General features: G+C 67.5%; 19 protein-coding genes and 1 pseudogene. 14 read left to right on the top strand and 6 right to left on the bottom strand.

Annotation, left to right across the window (positions count from 1 at the left end):
- Positions 1-136 precede the first annotated feature (136 nt).
- Positions 137-337 (top strand): acid-shock protein, encoded by a 201-nt coding sequence (locus AB4Y35_RS08905; RefSeq protein ID WP_342919521.1) that lies wholly within the window; start codon positions 137-139, stop codon positions 335-337.
- A 140-nt stretch (positions 338-477) separates the two neighbouring features.
- On the opposite strand, the gene AB4Y35_RS08900 is transcribed toward AB4Y35_RS08905, so the two are convergent.
- Entirely contained in the window at positions 478-804 is a 327-nt protein-coding gene (locus tag AB4Y35_RS08900) for a DUF1840 domain-containing protein (protein ID WP_368689353.1), read from the bottom strand.
- 357 nt (positions 805-1,161) lie between these two features.
- Here AB4Y35_RS08900 and argS point away from each other — a divergent pair, with 357 nt between their 5' ends.
- The 6 genes from argS to AB4Y35_RS08870 all read left to right on the top strand — a co-directional run bounded on the left by argS (position 1,162) and on the right by AB4Y35_RS08870 (position 7,868).
- On the top strand, positions 1,162-2,946 hold the full coding sequence (gene argS / locus AB4Y35_RS08895; RefSeq protein ID WP_368704144.1) for an arginine--tRNA ligase: 1,785 nt from the start codon (positions 1,162-1,164) through the stop codon (positions 2,944-2,946).
- 79 nt (positions 2,947-3,025) lie between these two features.
- On the top strand, positions 3,026-3,868 hold the full coding sequence (locus AB4Y35_RS08890) for an SPOR domain-containing protein (protein ID WP_368704143.1): 843 nt from the start codon (positions 3,026-3,028) through the stop codon (positions 3,866-3,868).
- 204 nt (positions 3,869-4,072) lie between these two features.
- Positions 4,073-4,726, top strand: a complete 654-nt coding sequence (locus AB4Y35_RS08885) for a thiol:disulfide interchange protein DsbA/DsbL (RefSeq protein ID WP_254314667.1) — start codon at positions 4,073-4,075, stop codon at positions 4,724-4,726.
- 11 nt (positions 4,727-4,737) lie between these two features.
- The gene (locus AB4Y35_RS08880; RefSeq protein WP_368704142.1) at positions 4,738-5,514 is read left to right on the top strand and encodes an SDR family oxidoreductase; all 777 of its coding nucleotides are present in this window, start codon (positions 4,738-4,740) and stop codon (positions 5,512-5,514) included.
- Positions 5,515-5,692: 178 nt separating this feature from the next.
- Positions 5,693-7,315, top strand: coding sequence for an ABC transporter substrate-binding protein (locus AB4Y35_RS08875; protein WP_368704141.1), 1,623 nt, complete (start codon positions 5,693-5,695; stop codon positions 7,313-7,315).
- Positions 7,316-7,562: 247 nt separating this feature from the next.
- The gene (locus AB4Y35_RS08870; RefSeq protein WP_368698449.1) at positions 7,563-7,868 is read left to right on the top strand and encodes a hypothetical protein; all 306 of its coding nucleotides are present in this window, start codon (positions 7,563-7,565) and stop codon (positions 7,866-7,868) included.
- 80 nt (positions 7,869-7,948) lie between these two features.
- On the opposite strand, the gene AB4Y35_RS08865 is transcribed toward AB4Y35_RS08870, so the two are convergent.
- From AB4Y35_RS08865 to AB4Y35_RS08850, 4 genes and pseudogenes are all read right to left on the bottom strand, one after another.
- Positions 7,949-8,959, bottom strand: a complete 1,011-nt coding sequence (locus AB4Y35_RS08865; RefSeq protein ID WP_368704140.1) for a sulfate ABC transporter substrate-binding protein — start codon at positions 8,957-8,959, stop codon at positions 7,949-7,951.
- A gap of 133 nt (positions 8,960-9,092) precedes the next feature.
- Complete coding sequence (gene fabI, locus AB4Y35_RS08860; protein ID WP_133185379.1) at positions 9,093-9,872, bottom strand: enoyl-ACP reductase FabI; 780 nt, start codon at positions 9,870-9,872, stop codon at positions 9,093-9,095.
- Between the two features lie 139 nt (positions 9,873-10,011).
- Positions 10,012-12,624, bottom strand: a pseudogene (locus AB4Y35_RS08855) (DUF3141 domain-containing protein); the annotation flags it as partial.
- Between the two features lie 33 nt (positions 12,625-12,657).
- Positions 12,658-12,882: a hypothetical protein gene (locus AB4Y35_RS08850; protein WP_368704139.1), complete on the bottom strand. Its 225-nt coding sequence runs from the start codon at positions 12,880-12,882 to the stop codon at positions 12,658-12,660.
- Positions 12,883-13,378: 496 nt separating this feature from the next.
- On the opposite strand from AB4Y35_RS08850, the gene AB4Y35_RS08845 reads away from it, so the two are divergent.
- The 4 genes from AB4Y35_RS08845 to AB4Y35_RS08830 all read left to right on the top strand — a co-directional run bounded on the left by AB4Y35_RS08845 (position 13,379) and on the right by AB4Y35_RS08830 (position 16,276).
- On the top strand, positions 13,379-14,320 hold the full coding sequence (locus tag AB4Y35_RS08845; RefSeq protein ID WP_368704138.1) for a bifunctional enoyl-CoA hydratase/phosphate acetyltransferase: 942 nt from the start codon (positions 13,379-13,381) through the stop codon (positions 14,318-14,320).
- A gap of 23 nt (positions 14,321-14,343) precedes the next feature.
- The gene (locus tag AB4Y35_RS08840) at positions 14,344-15,573 is read left to right on the top strand and encodes an acetate/propionate family kinase (RefSeq protein ID WP_368704634.1); all 1,230 of its coding nucleotides are present in this window, start codon (positions 14,344-14,346) and stop codon (positions 15,571-15,573) included.
- A 107-nt stretch (positions 15,574-15,680) separates the two neighbouring features.
- A complete protein-coding gene (locus AB4Y35_RS08835; protein WP_368704137.1) occupies positions 15,681-15,956 on the top strand; it encodes a CopG family ribbon-helix-helix protein in 276 nt (91 codons plus the stop codon).
- Positions 15,953-16,276 (top strand): type II toxin-antitoxin system RelE/ParE family toxin, encoded by a 324-nt coding sequence (locus tag AB4Y35_RS08830; protein ID WP_368704136.1) that lies wholly within the window; start codon positions 15,953-15,955, stop codon positions 16,274-16,276. The genes AB4Y35_RS08835 and AB4Y35_RS08830 overlap by 4 nt, the downstream gene beginning before the upstream one ends.
- Positions 16,277-16,312: 36 nt before the next feature.
- On the opposite strand, the gene AB4Y35_RS08825 is transcribed toward AB4Y35_RS08830, so the two are convergent.
- The gene (locus AB4Y35_RS08825; RefSeq protein ID WP_368704135.1) at positions 16,313-16,924 is read right to left on the bottom strand and encodes an RBBP9/YdeN family alpha/beta hydrolase; all 612 of its coding nucleotides are present in this window, start codon (positions 16,922-16,924) and stop codon (positions 16,313-16,315) included.
- A 270-nt stretch (positions 16,925-17,194) separates the two neighbouring features.
- On the opposite strand from AB4Y35_RS08825, the gene AB4Y35_RS08820 reads away from it, so the two are divergent.
- Genes AB4Y35_RS08820 through AB4Y35_RS08810 form a run of 3 tightly spaced genes read left to right on the top strand, consistent with a single transcriptional unit; the run spans position 17,195 to position 19,662 of the window.
- Complete coding sequence (locus AB4Y35_RS08820; protein ID WP_368689364.1) at positions 17,195-18,142, top strand: 2-hydroxyacid dehydrogenase; 948 nt, start codon at positions 17,195-17,197, stop codon at positions 18,140-18,142.
- A 49-nt stretch (positions 18,143-18,191) separates the two neighbouring features.
- On the top strand, positions 18,192-19,115 hold the full coding sequence (locus AB4Y35_RS08815; RefSeq protein ID WP_368704134.1) for a hydroxymethylglutaryl-CoA lyase: 924 nt from the start codon (positions 18,192-18,194) through the stop codon (positions 19,113-19,115).
- A 40-nt stretch (positions 19,116-19,155) separates the two neighbouring features.
- Positions 19,156-19,662, top strand: coding sequence for a YbaK/EbsC family protein (locus tag AB4Y35_RS08810; protein ID WP_368704133.1), 507 nt, complete (start codon positions 19,156-19,158; stop codon positions 19,660-19,662).
- The last annotated feature ends 2 nt before the right edge of the window (positions 19,663-19,664 follow it).

The raw sequence follows: 19,664 nt of genomic DNA, 5'->3' as shown, positions 1-19,664 counted from the left end.
TCGGCTTTGTAAGATGGCCCGGCAAGACCCGGTATCACCTGCATGACACCCGGCCCCATGCGGCAACGCCGCGCCGGCTCGATCATCAGCAAATCCTTAAAACGCAAAATCGAAGCAACCTCGACGGAGAAATCGTATGAAGAAGCTGATGTTGATGTTGACCGCCTTCGGCGTCGCGGCGCTTGCGCAGCCGTCGTTCGCCCAGCCGGCCGCGCCGGAGCAGGCAAGCCCGGCGACGTCTTATTCGGCGCCCACCGAAAAGCATGTGAAGAAGCCGAAGAAAAAGAAGATGAAGCCGGAGGCTTCCGCTGCCGAACCGGCGGCCGCCAGCCAGTAAGGCGAGCCGAAGGTGAACAAAAGCAAAGAGCCCGCAACATTGCGGGCTCTTTGCTTTTGGAACGTCGAATTGGCGGGCAGCCAGGCGCGACACCGCGCTCGCCGCCCAGTCACGTCACGCAAGGACGTCAAACACGGACCTCAAATGCCCCACAAAACGTCGTTGTCTTCCTTCTTCGCGGCGCGCAGCATATCGAGGAACGGAAAGGCGCGCTGCGCGAGGCCGACCGGCAGTTCGTGATGCATGTGGTCATCCTCGCCTTCGTGAAAGTGGCCTTCCTGCTCGTGGCGCTCTTTCTTGTCCGTGGCGATGGCCGCTTCGAGCTTGGTGATGGCGGTATCGAGTTCGTCGTGGGTAATCACGCCGCGCGGGCCAAGCCGCTTGCCGATGATGCCGAGAAGGTACTGTGCGAGGTTCTCCAGCATCGTGACGTCAGGCGCCGCGTGGCATTTAAAAGTAACCAGCATGTCTGTTCCCTTTATGATTTTTTGGATTTGCGCGTGACGTTCCGGCCTGCGAAGCCAGATGGGCCAAGGCGGTCCCTGTCGCGCTACCTCATTTCACATATTAGCACCTGCTAAAATCCGTCAGGACGGAATTACCCGCAGGGTGCGGCGCCCGGACGTTCTGGCGTCAGGTACGCCGCCACGCCGCCTGCCGCAACGAGGCTCCCCGTGCATTGGCGCATGGCAGGTGGCCCGCCGCGAGGCTGGCGCCCTCACCGTATTTGGCGGTCAGCGCCGGCAAGCCAGGGGCCATGCCCCCGGTTACGCCCCCAGGCGCCGGCCCCGCATCCCATTACCCGCACAGGACTTGCAACCAGCATGCTGCCCGCACAGAAACACACCCTGGAGACCCTGCTCGCGCAAGCCGTAGCCCAGGTGGCGAAGGCCACCGAAGGCGCGAGCGAAGCCGCATTCGTCGTGCCCGCGATCACGCTCGAGCGCCCCAAGGTCGCCGCCCACGGCGACGTCGCCTGCAACGTCGCGATGCAGCTCGCCAAGCCCATGCGCGCGAATCCGCGCCAGCTCGCCCAGCAGATCGTCGACGCCGTGCTCGCCCAGCCCGAGGCCGCAGGCCTCGTCGAGGCGGCCGAAGTGGCCGGCCCCGGCTTCATCAACCTGCGTCTGACCGCCAGCGCCAAACGTGCCGTGATCGGCGCCGTGTTCGAGCAGGGCGAGGCATTCGGCCGCTCGCAGCGCGAAGCCGGCAAGCGCGTGCTCGTCGAGTTCGTCTCGGCCAACCCCACGGGCCCGTTGCACGTGGGCCACGGCCGCCAGGCCGCACTCGGCGACGCCATCTCGAACGTGCTCGACTCGCAGGGCTATGACGTGCACCGCGAGTTCTACTACAACGACGCGGGCGTGCAGATCGGCAACCTCGCCGTCTCCACCCAGGCACGCGCGCGCGGCTTCAAGCCCGGCGACGCGGAATGGCCGGAAGCGGCCTACAACGGCGAATACATCGCCGACATCGCGCGCGACTACCTCGCGGGCGAAACGGTCGCGGCCAAGGACGGCGAGCCCGTCACGGGCGAGAAGGACCCCGAGAACCTCGAAGCGATCCGCCGCTTCGCCGTGGCCTATCTGCGCCACGAGCAGGACCTCGACCTGCAGGCGTTCGGCGTGAAGTTCGACCGCTACTACCTCGAGTCGTCGCTGTACACCGAAGGCCGCGTCGAGAAGACCGTCGAGGCGCTGGTCGCTTCGGGCCAGACCTACGAGCAGGAAGGCGCGCTGTGGCTCAAGACCACCGACTACGGCGACGACAAGGACCGCGTGATGCGCAAGTCCGACGGCACCTACACCTACTTCCTGCCGGACGTGGCCTACCACGTCACCAAGTGGGAGCGCGGCTTCACGAAGGTCATCAACATCCAGGGCTCCGATCACCACGGCACCATCGCGCGCGTGCGCGCGGGCCTGCAGGCGCTCGGCATCGGCATTCCGAAGGGCTATCCCGACTACGTGCTGCACAAGATGGTCACGGTGATGCGTGACGGCCAGGAGGTGAAGATCTCCAAGCGCGCGGGCAGCTACGTGACGGTGCGCGACCTGATCGAATGGTCGGGCGGCGCGAATCCGGGCAGCGAAGTCTCGCCCGACCTGCTCGACGAGGCGACCATCCGCCGCGGCCGCGACGCCGTGCGCTTTTTCCTCATCTCGCGCAAGGCCGACACCGAATTCGTGTTCGACATCGACCTCGCGCTGAAGGAAAACGACGAGAACCCGGTGTACTACGTGCAGTACGCGCATGCGCGTATCTCGTCGATTCTCGGCGACTGGCAGGGCAAGTTCGGCGGCGATCCGGCCGCGCTGCCCAAGGTCGATCTCGCGCCGCTTGCGAGCGAGCGCGCGCTCGCGCTCATCGCGAAACTCGGTGAATTCCCCGACATGCTCACGCATGCGGCCAGCGAACTCGCGCCGCACGCGGTGGCGTTCTACCTGCGCGAACTCGCCGCTGAGTTTCACTCGTTCTACAATGCCGAACGCGTTCTCGTCGATGACGTCGCCGAACGCGACGCCCGCGTCGCCCTCCTCGCGGCCACGCGCCGGGTGCTCGCGAACGGCCTCGCCGTGATCGGCGTGTCCGCGCCGGAGCGCATGTAACGAGACGCGCGAGACCCGCGCGCAGCAGCTTGTTTGGGGCCGCCGCCTCGCGCGGACGGCCATTCCAGGATTCTCTTGTTTGCAGGTGATTCAGACGATGGCAAAACCGCGCCGCACTACAAAACAGCAGTCGAAGCAGTCCGGGGGAACCTTTCTCGGCATCGTGCTGGGCCTGATCGTCGGCCTTGCGATCGCGGTGGTGGTGGCGCTGTACATCACGCGCGCGCCCACGCCGTTCGTCTCGAAGGTCGCGCCGCCGGCCGCTTCCGACGTCGGCCAGAACAACGAGCAGGTCGACCCGAACCGCGCGCTGCAGGGCAAGTCGCCGGGCCAGCCGGTGCCGCAAGCCGCGCAAAGCACGCCGCCCAACACGGCGCCGGGCCAGACCACGAACCAGTCGCAGTCCTCGGGCATGCTCGAAGAGCCGCAGATCGTGGAAGTGCCGCCCTCGGGTTCGAACAACAACGCCGCCAACAACGGCGTGGCCGTCGCGCCGCAGCCGTCGACGGGTGAAAACGTCACGAGCGGCACGGCGATCGCGAAGAAGCCGCAGTCGGCCAGCAACTCGACGAACAACCCGGCGCAGATCCTCGCGAACAACCAGCCGCAGAAGCCCGCCAACGCGGTGCCGACGCCCCCGGGCGCCAAGCCGGGCAGCGCCGCGCCCGTACCGGGCGACGCCAACACCGGCTATTTCCTGCAGGTGGGCGCGTACAAGACGTCGGGCGACGCCGAGCAGCAGCGTGCGCGCCTCGCGTTCCAGGGCTTCGAGTCGAAGGTGACGCAGCGCGACGCCGGCGGCGTGACCTACTACCGCGTGCGCATCGGGCCGTTCACGAAGTTCGACGATATGAACTCGACGCGTCAGCGCCTGTCCGACGCCGGTATCGATACGGCCGTCATCCGCTTCACGAAGCAGTAATCGCCGTCCGCGCCGCGCACCGCGCGCCCGCCAGCCGAAGCCGCAGCAGCGCGGCGTTCGCGTGAGGCCTGGCCGCGGCGCGCGGCGCGGCGTCCATCAACAAGCAATACCCCCGCCGCACCCGCACGCGCCTGGTTCGCGCCAACGGCGTCCTGCGGCAGACAACCGGCCGCCGCCGGTCCAAGAACAGTGGATTCCAACGCCATGAAACGACTTCTCGGTACGCTTTTTCTCTCGCTTTCGCTGATCGCCGGTGTGGCCCACGCCTCGGCCGCGGCACCCGTGGCCGGCAAGGACTACACGGTCCTGAAGGCACCCCAGGCGCTCGACGTGCCCGCAGGCAAGATCGAAGTGATCGAGTTCTTCTGGTACGGCTGCCCGCACTGCAACGCGTTCGACCCGTATCTCGAGGCGTGGATCAAGAAGCAGGGCCCGGACGTCGTGTTCAAGCGCGTGCCGGTGGCGTTCCGTGACGATTTCATCCCGCACTCGAAGATGTACTACGCGCTCGACGCGCTCGGCCTCGCCCAGAAGCTCACGCCGGTCGTGTTCCACGAAATCCACGTGAACAAGAACTACCTGCTCACGCCGGAAGACCAGGCGAAGTTCCTCGCCACGCAGGGCGTGGATGCGAAGAAGTACATGGAAGCGTACAACTCGTTCTCGACGCAGAGCGCGCTGCAGCGCGACAAGGCCCTGCTCGATGCCTACAAGATCGACGGCGTGCCGACCATCGCGATCCAGGGCAAGTACGAGACCGGCCCGGCCATGGTCCAGGGTCCGGAAGACAAGGCACTGCCGGGCACGGCCCAGGTGATGGACTACATCATCTCGCAGATCCGCGCGAAGAAGATGTGAGGAACCGCGCCATGCAAGACGCGCCACTGAAGGTCTTCATCACCGGCGCGTCGAGCGGCATTGGCGCCGCGCTCGCTGCCGAATACGCGCGGCAGGGCGCCATCCTCGGGCTCGTCGCGCGCCGCGGCGAGGCCCTTGCCGGCTTCCGGCAGTCCCACCCCGGCCACCCCGTCTCCATCTATCCCGCCGACGTGCGCGACGCCGATGCGCTCGCCGCCGCCGCGCGCGACTTCATCGCCCAGTTCGGTATGCCCGACATCGTGATCGCCAATGCGGGCGTAAGCCGCGGCGTGCTCACGGGCGAAGGCGATCTCGCCACGTTCCGCGACGTGATGGACACCAACTACTTCGGCATGGTCGCCACCTTCGAGCCGTTCGCCTCGGCCATGGCGCAGGCCAGACGCGGCACGCTCGTGGGCATCGCGAGCGTGGCCGGCGTGCGCGGGCTGCCGGGCTCGGGCGCCTACAGCGCCTCGAAGGCCGCGGCGCTCGCCTATCTCGAAGCGCTGCGCGTGGAAATGCGTCCGTTCGGCGTGCCCGTGGTCACCATCGCGCCCGGCTACATCCGCACGCCGATGACGGCGAAGAACCCCTACCGCATGCCCTTCCTGATGGACGCGGACCAGTTCGCCGCGAAGACCGCGCAAGCGATCGCGCGCGGCACGTCGTTCGCGGTGTTCCCCTGGCCGATGCGCGTGGCCGCCACGATGCTGCGCGCGCTGCCGCGCTGGGTCTACGACCGCGTGTTCGAAAAGGCGCCGCGCAAGCCACGCACGGCGAGCCACTGAGCCGCTGCGGCTCGCCGCACGGCGCCCCCATGCCATATGGGTATGTGGATTAAATTGTTGTCTCGGCAATTTCCCTTCGATAAGCTTGGCTCGTCCGGGCGCCCTTCCGAGCCTTCTCGCCTCTCCTGAATCGAACAAAACGGGGCGCCGCCCGCCACCGAAGAACCACGGAGATCTCATGCGCTTCACCTCGCCCTCCGCGCGCACGCTTGCGCCTGCCCTCGTGCTCGCGACCGCGCTTGGCGCCGCGTTCGCGGCCACGCCCGCGCTCGCCAAACCGCTGACGGTCTGCACCGAGTCGAGTCCCGACGGCTTCGACGTCGTGCAGTTCAACTCGCTCGTCACGACCAACGCATCCGCCGACGTCATCTTCAATTCGCTCGTGGCCTATGACGAAGCGCAGAAGAAGGTCGTGCCCGCACTCGCGGACAAGTGGGAAGTGAGCGCCGACGGCCTGACCTATACGTTCCATCTGCGGCCCGACGTGGCGTTCCAGACCACCGAATGGTTCAAGCCCACGCGCGCGCTCAACGCCGACGACGTGGTCTTCACGTTCGAGCGCATGCTCGACGCGAACAATCCGTGGCACAAGGTGGCCGGCGCGAGCGGCTTCCCGCACGCGCAGTCGATGGGCCTCGTGAAGCTCGTGAAGGCGGTCACGAAGGTCGACGCGAACACGGTGAAGTTCGAGCTCAACGAGCCGAACGCCACCTTCCTCTCGATCCTCACGATGGGCTTCGCGTCGATCTATTCCGCCGAGTACGCCGACCAGCTGCTCAAGGCCGGCAAGCAGGTCGACCTCAACGCGAAGCCGGTGGGCACGGGCCCGTTCGTGCTCAAGAGCTACACGAAGGACGCGGTGATCCGCTACGACGTGAACCCGACCTACTGGGGGCCGAAGCCGAAGGTGGACCGCCTGATCTACGCGATCACGCCCGACGCCGCCGTGCGCGCGCAGAAGGTGAAGGCCGGCGAATGCCAGATCGCGCTCTCGCCCAAGCCCCAGGACGTGGCCTCGGCGAAGGACGACAAGTCGCTCAAGGTGGTGGAGACGCCCGCGTTCATGACGGCGTTCGTCGCGCTCAACACGCAGAAGAAGCCGCTCGACAACCAGAAGGTGCGCCAGGCGCTGAACATGGCGTTCGACCGCACGACGTACCTGAAGGCGATTTTCGACAACACCGCCACGCCCGCGACCAACCCCTGGCCGCCCATCACCTGGGGCTACGACAAGTCGATCCAGCCGTATCCGTATGACCCGGCGAAGGCGAAGCAGCTGCTCGCCGACGCGGGCTTCGCCAACGGCTTCGCGACGACGATCTGGGTACGTCCGAACGGCAGCGTGCTGAACCCGAACCCGCGCGCGGGTGCGGAGCTTCTGCAGGCCGATTTCGCGAAGATCGGCGTGAAGGCGGAGATCAAGGTGATCGAGTGGGGCGAGCTGATCAAGCAGGCAAAGCAGGGCCAGCACGACACGCTCTTCATGGGCTGGGCCGGCGACAACGGCGACCCCGACAACTATCTCTCGCCGCTCTTCAGCTGCAATGCGGTGCAGTCGGGCATCAACTTCGCGCGCTTTTGCGATCCGCAGCTCGACAAGCTGATCGCCGAAGGCAAGGCCACCGCCGACCAGGCGAAGCGCGTGAAGCTCTACGAAGCCGCCCAGCAGATCATCCACGACCAGGCGCTGTGGATTCCGCTCGGCTACCCGACCGCCTCCGCCATCACGCGCACAACCGTGAGCGGCTATCAGGTGAGCCCGTTCGGACGCCAGAACTTCGCGAGCGTCGCGGTGCAGTAACGGCTGGAACCGCGCCGGGCTTCCGCGCCCGGCGCGCCGTTCGTTTACAGGCCTGCCCTCACGATCACGAAATGAAACAGGGTCGCCTGCGCCAAACATGCGGGAAGGCCGCCACAGGCGGGCGAGCGCCCTTTCCTCCCATTACCGCCCGTAAAATTCGCGCGCAGTTTGTTGCAGTTTGGTAACTCAAGCCGGCGAGCGCCTGGCTACATTGAAGCCATCGAATCTTCAACCGAAGGGGCTCAAAATGAAAACCAAACTCTTTGCCGCGCTGGGTGCTGGAGCGCTCGTCCTGGCCGCCTCGCAAACCGCGATGGCCGGTGTGGTGGTCGGCCTGAACGTCGGCGTGCCCGCTCCGGTTTATGTGGCTCCCGCACCGGTGTATGTCGCGCCGCAGCCTGTTTATGTCGCGCCGCGCCCGGTCTACGTCGCGCCGCCCGTGCGCGTGGCCTACGCGCCGGCTGTCGTGGTCGGCTGGCACGGCGACCGCTACTGGGACGGCCACCGCTGGTACGGCCGCAACGAATGGCATGGCCGTCGCGGCTGGTACTAAACCCATCGCCCGAAAGGCAGAGCGCCTCGCCAATCGCGAGGCGCTTTTGTTTTATGCGCTGTCCTTACGTGCCGCCCGGATCAATTGCGGTTCGCGACGATCTGATCGAACGTGCCGCCATCGGCGAAATGCGTCGCCTGCGCGTTTTGCCAGCTGCCGAACACCTGCTCGACCGTGAAGGTCTTGATCGGTTTGAACTCGCTTGCGTGCTTCGCGAGCACCGCGGCATCGCGCGGACGCAGATGGTGCTGTGCGATGATCTCCTGCGCGGCGGGTGAATACAGATAGTCGAGATACGCCTGCGCGCTCTTGCGCGTGCCGCGCTTGTCCACGACCTTGTCGACGATCGTCACCGGCGGCTCCGCCAGCAGGCTCACCGAGGGATAGACGGCTTCGAAGTCCTTCGCCCCCACGCCCGTATCGATGAGCGCCACTTCGTTTTCGAAGGTCACGAGCACGTCGCCGATGCCGCGCTGCGTGAAGGTCGTCGTGGCGCCCCGGCCACCCGCGTCCAGCACCGGCACGTTCTTCAGCAGCGCGCGTTCGAAGTCGAGCGCCTGGGCGTCGCTTGCGCCCTGCTGCTTGCGGTAGCCCCACGCGGCCAGATACGCATAGCGTCCGTTGCCCGACGTCTTCGGGTTGGCGATCACGACCTGTACGCCAGGCTTGGCGAGATCGTCCCAGTCCTTGATGTGTTTGGGGTTGCCCTTGCGCACGAGGAACACCATCGTCGTCGTGTACGGCGCGCTCGCGTCGGGCAGGCGCGTGCGCCAGTTGGCCGGCACGAGATGACCCTGCTGCGCGAGCAGGTCGATGTCGTTGGGCTGGTTCATCGTCACGACATCGGCTTGCAGGCCTTGCAGCACCGAGAGCGCCTGCGCGCTCGACGCGCCGTGCGACTGCTTGATCGCCAGGGCCTCGCCGGTCTTCTTCTGGTAGTCGGCGATGAAGCTCGCGTTGATGTCCTTGTACAACTCGCGCGTCACGTCGTATGAGACGTTCAGCAGCGACGTTTCTGCATGCGCCGCCGCGGCGCTCAATGCGATGATGCCCGCGCCGAACCAGCGCGCCGTGCGTCCCAACCCTGCCATGGTGATCCCCGTCTGTCGTTGAAAGGCGCTTCGGCCTGCCTGCATGATTTTCGTAAGCAGACCGAACGCTCGATTCTAGCGAGCCGGGGCGCACGGCTTATACCGATGCGAGCTTTGCTTTGCGGCTTTCGTGCTAAGCCATGATGTGCGCGCCACCGTCGATATACACGGTGTTGCCGCTCATGCGGCGGGCGTAGCGCGTGGCGAGATACGCGGTGGCGTAGCCCACGTCCATGATGTCGACGAGTTCGCCGAGCGGCGCGCGCTCCACGGCCTCGGCGAGCATGCGGTCGAAGTCGGGCAGCCCCGAGGCCGCGCGCGTCTTGAGCGGCCCAGGCGAGATCGCGTGCACGCGGATGCCGATCGGTCCGAGTTCGTACGCGAGATAGCGGCACGACGCTTCGAGCGCCGCTTTCACCGGACCCATCAGGTTGTAGCTGGGCACGACGCGGTTCGCGCCGTCGTAGCTCATCGCGAAGAGCGTGCCGCCGTGCGGCATGAGCGGCACGGCGCGCTTCGCCATGCGGATGAACGAGTGGCACGACACGTCCATCGCATACGCGAAACCCTGCGCCGACGAATCGAGCAGGCCGCCCTGCAGATCCTCTTTCGGGGCATAGGCGATGGAGTGCAACACGATGTCGAGCGATCCCCACGTTTCGCGCACGGCATCGAACACGGCGTCGAGCTGGCCGTCTTCCTCGACGTTCAATGGCAGCAGCAATTGCGCGCCCAGTTCGTTGGCGAGCGGTTCGACGTAGGGCTTGGCCTTGTCGTTGAGGTAGGTGATGGCGAGCTGCGCACCGAGGTCGGCGAACGCGCGGGCGCAGCCGTAGGCGATCGAATCGGCGTTCGCCACGCCGGTGACGAGTGCGCGCATGCCGGCAAGCGGCCGTTCGGGAGGAGTATGCATGGCTGACCTCGCAGTGGAAGACGGCCGGTGATGGCCGCGGATGCAGTTGCCGATCTGGCTGCCGGTGTGGCTAGCTCAAAGCGACGCGCCGCATCGGTGGGGATGCGGCGCGTGCGGGGTGACACGGGAACGGGCTTCGTTACTCGCCTGCGCTGCGCGTCGCGCGACGGCGCGTGGCCGTCGTGCCCGCGGCCCGCGTGGAGGTGGGCGTCGATGCCGCGCGCGAGCGGCGCGCCGCCGTCTTGGCGGCAGCCGGCGCCTTCTTCGCTTCGGCCGGCTCCGCGCTCTTCACCTTCACGCCGGCGCGCGCCGCACGCATGGGTTTCGCGGGCGCGGCGTGCTCGCCCGCAACGGCAGCCTTCGCGCGGGAGGACTTCGCGGGAGCCGCCGGGGCTTCAGCTTCTGGTTCCGCAGCTTGTGCGGCTTCTGCGGCTTCTGCGGCTTCTGCGGCTTCTGCGGCTTCTGCGGCTTCTGCGGCTTCTGCGGCTTCTGCGGCTTCTGCGGCTTCTGCGGCTTCTGCGGCTTCTGCGGCTTCTGCGGCAGAGGATGCCTTGACGCCCTGTTCGGAACCGCCGTCGCCAGCCGTGCCGCCGCCAGCGCCCGAAGCACCGCCGCCTTCCGACGACGACCCGCCGCCATCGAGCGGCGGCAGTCCCGTCTTCTCGCTGCCCGGCTCGACGCCGAGCGCGCGCTGCACGTGGCGATAGCGCTCGCGCCGCTCGCCTTCGAGCGGCCCGGACACGGTCGCGATGCGATACACCGCCGCGAGCAGCGCGCGGCGCGTCTTCATGTCGGGCACGATCTCGGGCAACGCGTCGATCGCGGCCTGCGGATCGAGCTGGACGATCGCGCCCTGGCGGCGCGCCGATTCCTTCAGCTCGGCGATGCTCGGCTGGCGATCGCCGAGATACTCGCGCGCGAGTTCGCGCATGCGCTGGAACGGCCGGTACTGCACGGTATGCATTTCGTCGACGATGTAAGCGGCGATGCGCATGAACGCGTCGACGAGCGTGCCCTTCGCGAGATGCGCGCGCGCCGCGCGCAGGCGGTACTGTGCCAGCTCCTTGCGCAGCGCCATGAGCGGCGGCGCGATGGGCTCGAGCGGCTGGTTCGGCGCCACGCCCACACAAGCCTGCACCCACGGCGCGGTGTACACGTTGTAGAAGGTGCTCTCGACCCACGCGTCGCGGGCGTCGCGATACGCATCCAGCGTTGCCTCGATGGTCGCCGACGCCTGCTTTTCGAGCAGCGTGAACGGATTGTCGGGCGCGGCCGGCTTGCGTTGCGCGCGCACCGCCTCCGCCATGGCGGGCAGCACGCCCAGCGTCGGATTTGCGTCGCTCAGCACGCTGCGCTCCACGCGCGACGGATGCGACTCGCGCAGCGCATGCGCGCTGTACGCATTGCTCGACGCCCGCACGAACGGCGAGACGAACAGGTCATACAGGCGCTGGTTGTTCTCCGCGAGACGGCGCACCACCTCGAAGGGCTGCTCGTCGTCGCGGCCGTCGTCGAGCGCGAGAATATCTTCGATGGTGCGCAGCTCGAAGCGGATCTCGTAGCGCCCTTCGAGTGCTTCGAGGCGGCCTGCTTCCGGCGTCGAGTCGGTGATCTTCGCTTCGTAGAGGCCCGGCGGCAGCACGTCGATCAGGTCGAGCGCCGAGAATAGTTCGGTGTGCTCCTTATTGGCCACGCTCGCCGAAACGAAGATGCCAAGATGCCCCACCTTGTCGTGCAGGCAGTACACGATCACCTGCTCGTTGGCGACGATCTCGTCGACGCTCGCATAGAGGTCGGGAATCCAGTTGAGCGCCTGCTGCGGCGGCGTGATGTTGTCGCCCCACGAGGCGAGCACGATGATCGGCGTGCGGATGTTGCGCAGGTCCACCGGCGAGCGCGCATTCTTCGCGAACACCTCGTTGCGCGTGAGGTGGTTGCCCACGAACAGGTTCTGCACGATCCAGTCGATCTCGGCGCGGTTCAGCTGGAAATGGCCGCCCCACCAGCGCTCGAATTCGAGGAAGCGCTCGCGCTCGGAATCGACCCTCGAATAGAGGTTGTAGAGCTTGCCCCAGTACGTGTTGGCCGGATTGAGGTACTCGAAGTTCTGCACCAGATACGCGCCGTCGAAGCGGCCGTCGCCCAGGTCCGCTGCGAGCGAGGACATCCACGAGCCGCCCAGCATGCCGCCCGAATAGCGCATGGGGTTCTTGCCGCGCACGCCGGCCCAGTACGACAGCGGCGAGCCCGCGAGCATGAGCGGGCCGACCAGCCCGGGCGCGGAAGCCGCGAGCAGCGCCGCGGCCCAGCCGCCCTGGCAGTTGCCGATGATGAACGGCAGGCCGTCCGCGTCGGGATGCAACTCGCGCACGCGTTGAATGAAGACGGCTTCGGCCTGCGCGACCGACTGGATCGTCTGCGTTTCGCAAGGCAGCGGGAAGAACGTCACGAAATAGCACGGGTGGCCCTTGCGCAGCGCGATGCCCACTTCGCTGTCCATCTTGAAGCCGGCAATGCCGGGGCCGTGGCCCGCGCGCGGATCGATCACGACGAAGGGGCGCATGCGCGGATCGGTCGGCACGCCCTCTTCGGGCTTGATGCGCAGGAGTGCGTAGTTGCACGGATCGTCGAGTTCGCGGCCGTCGACGATCACTTCGTAGTCGAACGCGAGCACCGGCGGCATGCCCGCCTGCTCGTGCACATAGGTCTGGTTGCCGCGCTCGCGCAGCACGTCGAGGAACAGCACGCTGCGCTGCCACGCGTCGTAGAGGTAGTCGTAGAGCGGCTATGCGACCGTTGGCGCAGATTGCGCCGTTTCGATTGCCTGGTTCACGGCCGAGGACACGGCCGAAGCCGCGTCGGTCAGCGGCGTGTGGGGCGATGACTCCTCGTCGGTTGCGCCCGCGAGGGGCCAGAAAGGCGCAAAGGGCCAGAAAGACGTGCCCGATGCGAGCGTGGGCAGAAATGAAAACGGCGACGAAACGAGCGGCGAGGAGGTGGGAACTGCCACGAGACGAATCTCCTTTAAGGGAGCGCCGGCTTGCCTCGCGGCAAGCAGGCGCCAGGCCGGCGCGGGCCGTGGACGCGCGCCTTCACGACGAATGACGCGCGGGGCCTTGGCCGCTGCCCCTGTTCTGCCGCCCTCACAGCGGCGGCATGGCGGGCAACGGGGCCGGCAAAAGAGTTTCGCGGCCGCGTGCGCGTTTCGTGCGCCTCGCGACCGCGACGTGAAAAGAGCCAGATCATGTTGCACTGCGGCATCTAAAAACTTAGGCGGCGGCCCTGCGAAAGTCAAGGTTCGCGGCGGGCCCCGGTGCCTCCCCGATGATCGCAACGCCCTGTGAACGAAGCATGACAGGCGCGACCGCCGGGCCAGAGCACCGCGCGTCACGATGCCGCGCCGGCCACGCGTGCATCCAGCCGACTGCCTCGTTCGCGCTGGTCTACACTGTTACGGCTTTGCGCGCCGCAGCATGGTCCAGATACACATCCTGGAGGAGACCGTCATGACTTCATCGCCTGACAAGTATTCGGTTCTGCTCGCCCGCTGCGGCGGCCTCGCGCCCGTGCCCACCGCCGTGGCGCATCCCTGCGACGTGTCCTCGCTCACCGGCGCGCTCGACGCCGCGAATCTCGGCTTGATCGTGCCGATCCTCGTCGGCCCGGAAGCGAAAATCCGCGCGGTGGCCGAGGAAGCCGACCTGCGCCTCGACGGCATCACACTCATCGACGCGCCGCACAGCCACGCCGCCGCCGAATTCGCCGTGCGCGCCGTGCGCGAGGGCCAGGCCGAACTGCTCATGAAGGGCAGCCTGCACAGCGACGAACTGCTCCACGAGGTCGCGATCGGCGCCAATGGCCTGCGCACCGAGCGGCGTCTCTCGCACGTGTTCGCGATGGACGTGCCCTCGTACCACAAGCCGCTCTTCATCACCGATGCGGCCGTCAACATCTTCCCCAAGCTCGCCGACAAGGCCGACATCGTGCGCAACGCGATCGACCTCGTGCAGGCGCTGGGCGTGGGCACACCGAAGGTCGCCATTCTCGGCGCCGTGGAAACGGTGTCCGAAAAGATGCCCTCCACCATCGACGCCGCCGCGCTCTGCAAGATGGCCGACCGCGGCCAGATCACGGGCGGCCTGCTCGACGGCCCGCTCGCCTTCGACAACGCGATCAGCGCCGAAGCCGCGCGCATCAAGGGCATTACGTCGCCCGTTGCAGGCGACCCCGACATCCTGCTCGTGCCCGACCTCGAAGCGGGCAACATGCTCGCCAAGCAGCTCACCTTCCTCGCCGGCGCGGAAGCGGCCGGCATCGTCCTCGGCGCGCGCGTGCCGATCATCCTCACGAGCCGCGCCGACAGCGTGCGCTCGCGCATCGGCAGTTGCGCGATCGCCGTACTGCTCGCGCATGCGCGGCGCGCGCGCAAAGCAACGGAGATCCTGTGAGCAGCGTCCAAGCCCAGCCGGCCATGGAAGGCCATGTCGTGCTCGTCGTGAATGCGGGCTCGTCGAGCATCAAGTGTTCGGTGTTTCGCGTGATCGAAGACGACCACGTGGAGGGCGGTGCGCGCGCACTGCATGGCGCGGGCGGGCAGATCGAGGGCATCGGCGTCGCGCCGCGCGTGGTCGCGCATATGGCCGACGGGCGCCTGATCGTCGACGAGAAGTTTCCGGTGGCCCAGGTCGCCGATCACGACGCCGCGTTTCGCCTCCTGCGCCTCGTGCTCGCCGTGGGCCTGCGCGACACGCCGCCCGCCGCGATCGGTCACCGCGTGGTGCACGGCGGCGCGCGCTACGCCGACGCGGTGCTCATCGACGACGAAGTGATCCAGGAGCTCGACGCGCTCACGCCGCTCGCACCGCTGCATCAGCCGCACAACCTCGCCGCGATTCGCGCGGTGCGTCAGGCCGCGCCCGAACTGCCGCAGGTGGCGTGCTTCGACACCGCGTTCCACGCGGGCAACGACATCATGGCGCAGCTCTTTGCGCTGCCGTACAGCTACTACGGCGAGGGCGTGCGGCGCTACGGCTTTCACGGTCTCTCGTACGAGTACATTGCCAGGCACCTGCATCAGGTCGCGCCCGACATTGCGCGCGGGCGCGTGGTCGTCGCGCATCTGGGCAATGGCGCGAGCCTGTGCGCGATGAAGGACGGCAAGAGCATCGAGACCACCATGGGCCTCACCGCGCTCGACGGCCTGCCCATGGGCACGCGCTGCGGCGCGCTCGACGCGGGCGCCGTGCTCTGGATGATGGCGAAGGGCATGGACTACCACGCCATCGAGAAGGTGCTGTATCAGGAGTCGGGCCTGAAGGGCCTGTCGGGCCTGAGCAGCGACATGCGCGAGCTGCTCGCGAGCGGCAGCGACCGGGCGAAGCTCGCGATCGACTTCTATACGTATCGCATCGCGCAGGACGTGGGCAAGCTCGCCGTGGTGCTGGGCGGGCTCGACGCGCTCGTGTTCACGGCGGGCATCGGCGAGCACGCCGCGCCCGTTCGCGCGCAGGTGTGCGAGCGGCTCGCGCCGGTGTTCGGCACCGTGCTCGACGCGCAAGTCAACGAGGTCGGCAGCAGTAACGGCAACGAGCGCGTGAGCTCGCGCGAAAGCCGCGTTCCCGTTTTCGCGATCCGCACCGACGAAGAAGGGATGATCGCGCTCCATACGGCACGGTTGTTGCGGGCGGCGCTCAGGCACTGAGCGGGCATCAAACGTCTTCGCGGGAGGAGTCTTCGCCAGAGAACAGGGCAGGCTCGCCAGTTGCTACAGCATTGCGGGTCTGTGCAACCCTTTTGCGGAGGTTCGCCATGGCAGGGGAAACCCAAACGTTGACCGCGCAATTGCCCCTCGAGCTCGCGCAGGAACTGGACGCCCTCGCGGACACGATCGCCCGGCCGAAGACCTGGATCGTCAGGAACGCGCTGATCCAGTATTTCGCACGCGAGGCGGAGAAGCGCCGCCTGCTGCAGGAAGGACTCGACGACGTGAGCGCGGGACGCGTCGCGACCATCGAGCAAGTGCGCGCATGGGCCAACAACATCACGAACGGCACAGGCGAACAACCTGTGGCGGCCGCGGCATGAACGCGAAGGTCATTCTCGCCAACAAGGCGATGGCGGACCTCGGGGCCATCTGGAAGGGCGTCAACAAGTACCACGACGACGCCAGCGCGTACCGCACCGTCAATGCGCTGCTCGACGAGGCCGAGCGCCTCGGCCAGGAAAGCGCCCAGCGCCCCGGCGATCAACTCGACGGCTACGACGGACCGCCCGCCCGCGAGGTGTATCGCTGGGTGTGCCTTGCGGGACGCTACGAGCTGCACTACGAAGTCCTGCCGGCTTACGCGGTCCAGCCCGCGACGATCGCGATCCTGCGCGCCTCGCACGCGCGCAAGGAACGCTGAGCCGCCGCACGGCGCTGCGGTTCGCCGCGCCGCGTCTCAGGCGTACGCCGGACCACTCTGGTCGAATGCCGCGTCGCGCAACCGGCCCGGCACGGCGCCATGGACCAGCGTATCGACGAAATATTTCGCGCGCGGCCACGGCCCGAAGCCCGCCGCCGTGTTGATGTGTCCCGCATCGCCGAGGTTCACGAACGTGCTGCCCAGTTGCTGCGCGAGCGCGCGGGCGCCTTCGAGCGGCATCCACGGATCGGTTTCGCTGCCGATGAGGATGGACGGCACGGGCAGCTGCCGCGCCTCGAACGCGCCGGCAAAGCGGAACTTCTCGGGACTCGCGGGCGCGACGAACAGCACGCCGGCAACGTCGGCGCCGCTTTCCCCCAGCATGCCGGTGTGCAGCGCATGCGCCGCCACCAGGCAGCCGAAGCTGTGTGCGGCCAGCAGGAACGGCCCGCGCTCGCCCGCCAGCCGCCGCGCGAGCCCCGCGCCCCAGACCGCCAGATCGGGCGCGTCCCAGTCGTCCTGCTCCGCGCGCAGCGAGCGCGCGAACTGGCGTTCGAGCCAGCTCTGCCAGTGAGCGCCGTCGCTGCCGTGCAGGCCCGGCACGGTGACGAGGCGGGGCGGCCAACGCATTTGCGCGCACGAAAGCATGATTTTTTCCTCGCTGGAACACGGCGTGAATCGATTGTGGCCTGCGAGCCGCGCGCGCCGAACCAATTTTTTTTGCTTAGCTTTTCGGCGCCACCGGCCTGGTCCGGCCCGAGACAGGCCGCGGGCAGGCGCGCCGCGATTTGCCCGGCGGCCGCGGGCCTGAAAAAGTAGAATGGTGCCGGTGCACGCGGCGCTCACGGGCCGCACGCAATGCAACAGCGCGCGTAGGTTCGAGGCGCGCAGCCGTTACCAGGGACAGGTTCACCCATCATGAAGATCATTTTCTGGTTCCCGCAGACCGACGCCTCCACGTGGCTCCACGGCCTCGCGCGCGCCCTGCCCGATGCCGAGTTGCGCGAGTGGCAGCCCGGCGACACCGACCCCGCCGACTACGCGGTCGTCTGGCACCCGCCGCGCGAACTCTTCGGCGTGCCGGGACTTCGCGCCATCTTCAATCTGGGCGCGGGCGTCGACGCGATCCTCGCCCACGAACGCGAGCGGCCGGGCACGCTGCCCGGCACCGCCATGCTCGTGCGGCTCGAAGACTCGGGCATGGGCCGGCAAATGAGCGAGTACGTGCAGCATGCCGTGCTGCGCTACCTGCGCCGCTTCGACGAATACGCGCTCGCCCAGGCGCGCCGCGAATGGCACGTGCTCGCGCCACATCCACACGAGACCTTCACGGTGGGCGTGCTGGGTCTCGGCGTGCTGGGCGCGCAGGTCGCGCACGCGATCGCCTCGCTCGGCGTGCCGGTGCGCGGCTTTTCGCGCAGCATGAAGACGATCGAGGGCATCGAAACGTATTCGGGCGAATTGCACGGCGAGCAGTTCGACGCCTTCCTCGACGGCGTGAAACTGCTCGTGAACCTGCTGCCCGCCACGCCCGACACCGAAAGCGTGCTCAATGCGCGCACCTTCGGCAAGCTCTCGCGCGGCGCGTATCTCGTGAACGTGGCGCGTGGCACGCATCTGGACGAACCGGACCTGCTCGACGCGCTGGCCAACGGCACGCTCGCGGCGGCAACGCTCGACGTGTTCCGCGAAGAGCCGCTGCCGCCCGATCACCTGTTCTGGCGCGAGCCGCGCATCACGATCACGCCGCACAGCTCGGCGCTCACGTTGCGCGACGAGGCGATCTCGCAGGTCGCCGACAAGATCGGCGCGCTGGCTCGCGGCGAGACCGTGAGCGGCGTGGTGCATGTCGGGCGCGGTTACTGAACATCGCAACATCGCGAAGCCTTTTCAAAAAATCGTTGGAGACACGGCAATGGCATTACCCACCGCAGTGAAAATCGTCGAAGTCGGCCCGCGCGACGGCCTGCAGAACGAGAAGGAATTCGTTCCCACCGCAACCAAGATCGAACTGATCAACCGGCTCTCGGCCGCGGGCTTTCCGAACCTCGAGGCCGCCTCGTTCGTCTCGCCCAAATGGGTGCCGCAGATGGCCGACGGCGCCGAAGTCATGGCCGGCATCGAGCGCCGCGACGGCGCGATCTACTCGGTCCTCACGCCGAATCTGCGCGGCTTCGAAGGCGCGCTCGCCGCGCGCGCGAACGAGATCGTGATCTTCGGTGCGGCAAGCGAGGCGTTCTCGCAGAAGAACATCAACTGCTCGATCGCGGAAAGCATCGAGCGCTTCGCGCCCGTGGCGCAAGCCGCGAAGGAGCACGGCGTGCGCATTCGCGGCAGCGTGTCGTGCTCGCTCGGCTGCCCGTATCAGGGCGAAGTGCCGGTCGCTTCGGTCGTCGATGTGGTGGAGCGCTTCGCTGCGCTCGGCTGCGACGAGATCGACATTGCCGACACCATCGGCGTGGGCACGGCGAAGCGCGTGCACGAAGTGTTCGAGGCGGTGACGAAGGTGTTCCCGCGCGAGCGCCTGTCGGGCCACTTCCACGACACCTACGGCCAGGCGCTCGCCAACATCTACGCGGCGCTCGAAGAAGGCATCGCCATTTTCCACGCCTCGGTGGCGGGCCTCGGCGGCTGTCCGTATGCGAAGGGCGCCACGGGCAACGTCGCGACCGAAGACGTGCTGTACCTCATGAACGGCCTGGGCATCCATACCGGCGTCGACCTGAACCAGGTCGTCGCGGCAGGCGACTTCATTTCGACCGCCATCGGCCGGGCCAACGTCTCGCGCGCGGGCAAGGCCTTGCTTGCGAAGGCCCGCAGCGAAGCCGCCTGCGCGTGACGCGCGACCCATCGAATCGCAGTACGAAGGAAATCAACTCATGACGGAAACCCTCGACAACCTCGACGCCCTGCCCGAGTCCGCGCGCCGTGTCGCCCTGATGCTGCGCGAGCGCGGCCACGCGAGGCCGGTCGTGATGCTGCCCGAGACCGGCAAGACTTCTGCAGAAGCCGCCGCGGGCCTTGGCTGCGAAGTCGCGCAGATCGCCAAGTCGATCCTGTTCCGCCGCCGCGCAGACGACGCGCCCGTGCTCGTGATCGCGAGCGGCGCGAACCGCGTGGACGAAAAGAAAGTGGCTGCGCACGTGGGCGAGATCGGCCGCGCCGACGCGAAGTTCGTGCGCGAGAAAACCGGCTATGCCATCGGCGGCGTGTGCCCAATCGGCCACGCGACAACGCCCGTCACGCTGATCGACGCCGATCTGTTCGCGCTCGAAAGCCTGTGGGCCGCCGCCGGCCATCCGCATGCGGTGTTCAACCTCTCGCCACAGGAACTCGAAGCGCTGACCGGCGCGCCCGTGGTGGACGTCGCGCTGCGCGACGCGTGAGC

The sequence above is a fragment of the Paraburkholderia sp. EG286A genome, from assembly GCF_040965375.1.
Lineage (GTDB): Bacteria > Pseudomonadota > Gammaproteobacteria > Burkholderiales > Burkholderiaceae > Paraburkholderia.
This window is presented reverse-complemented; position numbering and strand designations above follow the sequence as displayed.

Coding starts and splice junctions, on each gene's coding strand:
- AB4Y35_RS08840 (WP_368704634.1), top strand. CDS start 14,344: ATGGAAGGCCATGTCGTGCTCGTCGTGAATGCGGGCTCGTCGAGCATC.
- AB4Y35_RS08835 (WP_368704137.1), top strand. CDS start 15,681: ATGGCAGGGGAAACCCAAACGTTGACCGCGCAATTGCCCCTCGAGCTC.
- AB4Y35_RS08830 (WP_368704136.1), top strand. CDS start 15,953: ATGAACGCGAAGGTCATTCTCGCCAACAAGGCGATGGCGGACCTCGGG.
- AB4Y35_RS08885 (WP_254314667.1), top strand. CDS start 4,073: ATGAAACGACTTCTCGGTACGCTTTTTCTCTCGCTTTCGCTGATCGCC.
- AB4Y35_RS08880 (WP_368704142.1), top strand. CDS start 4,738: ATGCAAGACGCGCCACTGAAGGTCTTCATCACCGGCGCGTCGAGCGGC.
- AB4Y35_RS08815 (WP_368704134.1), top strand. CDS start 18,192: ATGGCATTACCCACCGCAGTGAAAATCGTCGAAGTCGGCCCGCGCGAC.
- AB4Y35_RS08900 (WP_368689353.1), bottom strand. CDS start 804: ATGCTGGTTACTTTTAAATGCCACGCGGCGCCTGACGTCACGATGCTG.
- AB4Y35_RS08810 (WP_368704133.1), top strand. CDS start 19,156: ATGACGGAAACCCTCGACAACCTCGACGCCCTGCCCGAGTCCGCGCGC.
- AB4Y35_RS08825 (WP_368704135.1), bottom strand. CDS start 16,924: ATGCTTTCGTGCGCGCAAATGCGTTGGCCGCCCCGCCTCGTCACCGTG.
- AB4Y35_RS08905 (WP_342919521.1), top strand. CDS start 137: ATGAAGAAGCTGATGTTGATGTTGACCGCCTTCGGCGTCGCGGCGCTT.
- AB4Y35_RS08845 (WP_368704138.1), top strand. CDS start 13,379: ATGACTTCATCGCCTGACAAGTATTCGGTTCTGCTCGCCCGCTGCGGC.
- argS (WP_368704144.1), top strand. CDS start 1,162: ATGCTGCCCGCACAGAAACACACCCTGGAGACCCTGCTCGCGCAAGCC.
- AB4Y35_RS08870 (WP_368698449.1), top strand. CDS start 7,563: ATGAAAACCAAACTCTTTGCCGCGCTGGGTGCTGGAGCGCTCGTCCTG.
- AB4Y35_RS08865 (WP_368704140.1), bottom strand. CDS start 8,959: ATGGCAGGGTTGGGACGCACGGCGCGCTGGTTCGGCGCGGGCATCATC.
- AB4Y35_RS08820 (WP_368689364.1), top strand. CDS start 17,195: ATGAAGATCATTTTCTGGTTCCCGCAGACCGACGCCTCCACGTGGCTC.
- AB4Y35_RS08875 (WP_368704141.1), top strand. CDS start 5,693: ATGCGCTTCACCTCGCCCTCCGCGCGCACGCTTGCGCCTGCCCTCGTG.
- fabI (WP_133185379.1), bottom strand. CDS start 9,872: ATGCATACTCCTCCCGAACGGCCGCTTGCCGGCATGCGCGCACTCGTC.